The following is a 1,965-nucleotide window of genomic DNA, read 5'->3' as shown; positions in this document are numbered from 1 at the left end:
GCCTCGACGCACTCGCGCAGACGTACGCCGGCGGGCTCCCCGTCGGCCGGGCCCGCATGGTCGAGCTGGCCCGTGCGCTGGCCGACCCGCCCGAAGTGCTGCTCCTGGACGAACCCGCATCCGGCATGTCCGCCGAGGAGCGCGCCCAACTGGCTGCTGTGGTACGGCACATGGCCGATGAGGAGGACTGCGCGGTGCTGCTCGTCGAGCACAACGTCGCGTTCGTGATGGAGCTGTGCGCCCGCGTCGTCGTCCTCGACCTGGGCGAGGTGCTCGCCGAGGGCAGCCCGGCCGAGGTGCGGGCCGATCCCAGAGTGCGGGACGCCTACCTCGGCACCACGCCCGTCAGCCGGACACCGCCCGCAGCGCCCCCGGCCGCCGCCCGGTGAGACGGTCCAGCGCCGCCGACGTGGCCTCGTCCGCCGGCAGGTGGACGAGGAGGCGCTGATCGTCGTCGGCGGGCAGTTCGAGCGTTTCGTAGGCGAGGCGCAGCTCGCCGGCCTGCGGGTGGTGCAGCCGTGTGATGCCGCTGGACCTGGGGAGGCCGGGCACGGTGTCGACACGTCCGGTGAAGTCCGCCCCGGCGGTGACCGTCAGCTCGTCGGCGAGGACCGCGACATGCGGGTCGGCGCGGAACGGCCCCTGTTTGAGGGCGGCCACCTGTTCGTCGGCGGCGTGGTCCCAGTCGGGGAACGCGGTGCGTGCCCGCGCGTCGGTGAAGACGTAGCGGGCGAGGTTCGGCGGATCGCCGTCCAGCAGGCCGACCGGGCCCGCGAGCCGCGCGTACCCGTCCGTCCAGGAGAGGATCTCACTCAGCCGGTTGAGCAGTACGGCGGGGGCGGGCTCCAGGCGTTCGAGCAGGGCCTGCACGGTGGGCCGGACGGTGCGGGCAGGCAGCGCCCCGCCCATGCAGTTGAAGCCGCCGTCGGCGCCCTTGGTCAACCGGTGCAGATGGATGCGTGCGCTCGGGGGCAGCCGGAGCGCCTCGGCCAGCGCGGACAGTACCTGCGGCGACGGTCGGCGGTCGCGTCCCTGCTCCAGCCGGGTCACGTACTCGACGCTCACACCGGCGAGCGTGGCCAGCTCCGCCCTGCGCAGGCCCGGGGTGCGGCGGCGCAGCCCCGCGGGCAGCCCCACCTCGGCCGGAGTGACGGCTTCCCGGCGGCTGCGCAGAAACAGACCCAGTTCGTTGTCGCTCACCCTTCGAACGTAACAGCCGGGCCGCCGCGGATGGTGGCCCTGCCACTACCAGTCCGGGCCCGGCCTTCCTGCTCTTCGCGCAGCCCGCCAGGTTGGAGCCATGACCTCACGGACTCTCAACCTCGCAGTGATCATCGGCAGCGTCCGGCAGGGCCGGTTCGGACCCGTCGTCGCGAACTGGTTCACCGAACAGGCCCGGCACCACGGCCGCTTCGCGGTGGACCTCATCGATCTGGCGGACACGGAGCTGCCACTGGAGCTGCCGCCCGTCCCGCCGGCGCTGGAGCCCGGCATGGCCCGCCCCGGCACGATGGCGGAGCTCACCCGGCGGCTCGACGCGGCCGACGCGTTCGTCGTGGTGACGCCCGACTACAACCGCAGTTTCCCGGCGTCCCTCAAGTCCGCGATCGACTGGCACTTCACCCAGTGGCAGGCCAAGCCGGTCGGCTTCGTCGGCTACAGCGGCGCGAGCGGCGGCCTGCTGGCGATCGAGCAGCTGCGGCAGGTCTTCGGCGAGCTGCACGCGCACACGGTCCGCGACTATGTCTCGTTCCCCCGCTACTACGAACTGTTCTCCGCCGACGGCACCCTCATCGATCCCGAGGGCCCGAACGGGGCGGCGAAGGTCCTCCTCGACCAGCTCCAGTGGTGGGCGGCGGTCCTGCACGACGCGCGCCGCGACCGCCCCTACACCGCCGCGTGACCTCTGCCTGACCTCTGCCTGACCTCTGCCTGACGCACGCCGCCCGGCACGGAGCGAGGCTC

The 1,965-nt window shown here is 73.1% G+C and carries 3 protein-coding genes; 2 read left to right on the top strand and 1 reads right to left on the bottom strand.

The annotated features are described in order from the left end of the window. Positions 1–389: ABC transporter ATP-binding protein C-terminal domain-containing protein (locus ACWGI8_RS43660; RefSeq protein WP_453669101.1), on the top strand; the 389-nt coding region annotated here is incomplete at its 5' end. Here the strand turns inward: ACWGI8_RS43660 and ACWGI8_RS43655 are convergent. After that, positions 346–1,200, bottom strand: coding sequence for a helix-turn-helix domain-containing protein (locus ACWGI8_RS43655; protein WP_453669099.1), 855 nt, complete (start codon positions 1,198–1,200; stop codon positions 346–348). The two genes, ACWGI8_RS43660 and ACWGI8_RS43655, sit on opposite strands and share 44 nt — an antisense overlap. A gap of 100 nt (positions 1,201–1,300) precedes the next feature. Here ACWGI8_RS43655 and ACWGI8_RS43650 point away from each other — a divergent pair, with 100 nt between their 5' ends. After that, positions 1,301–1,903, top strand: coding sequence for an NADPH-dependent FMN reductase (locus ACWGI8_RS43650; protein ID WP_453669097.1), 603 nt, complete (start codon positions 1,301–1,303; stop codon positions 1,901–1,903). Positions 1,904–1,965: the final 62 nt, after the last annotated feature.

Source organism: Streptomyces sp. NPDC054841 (assembly GCF_053611045.1).
This window is presented reverse-complemented; position numbering and strand designations above follow the sequence as displayed.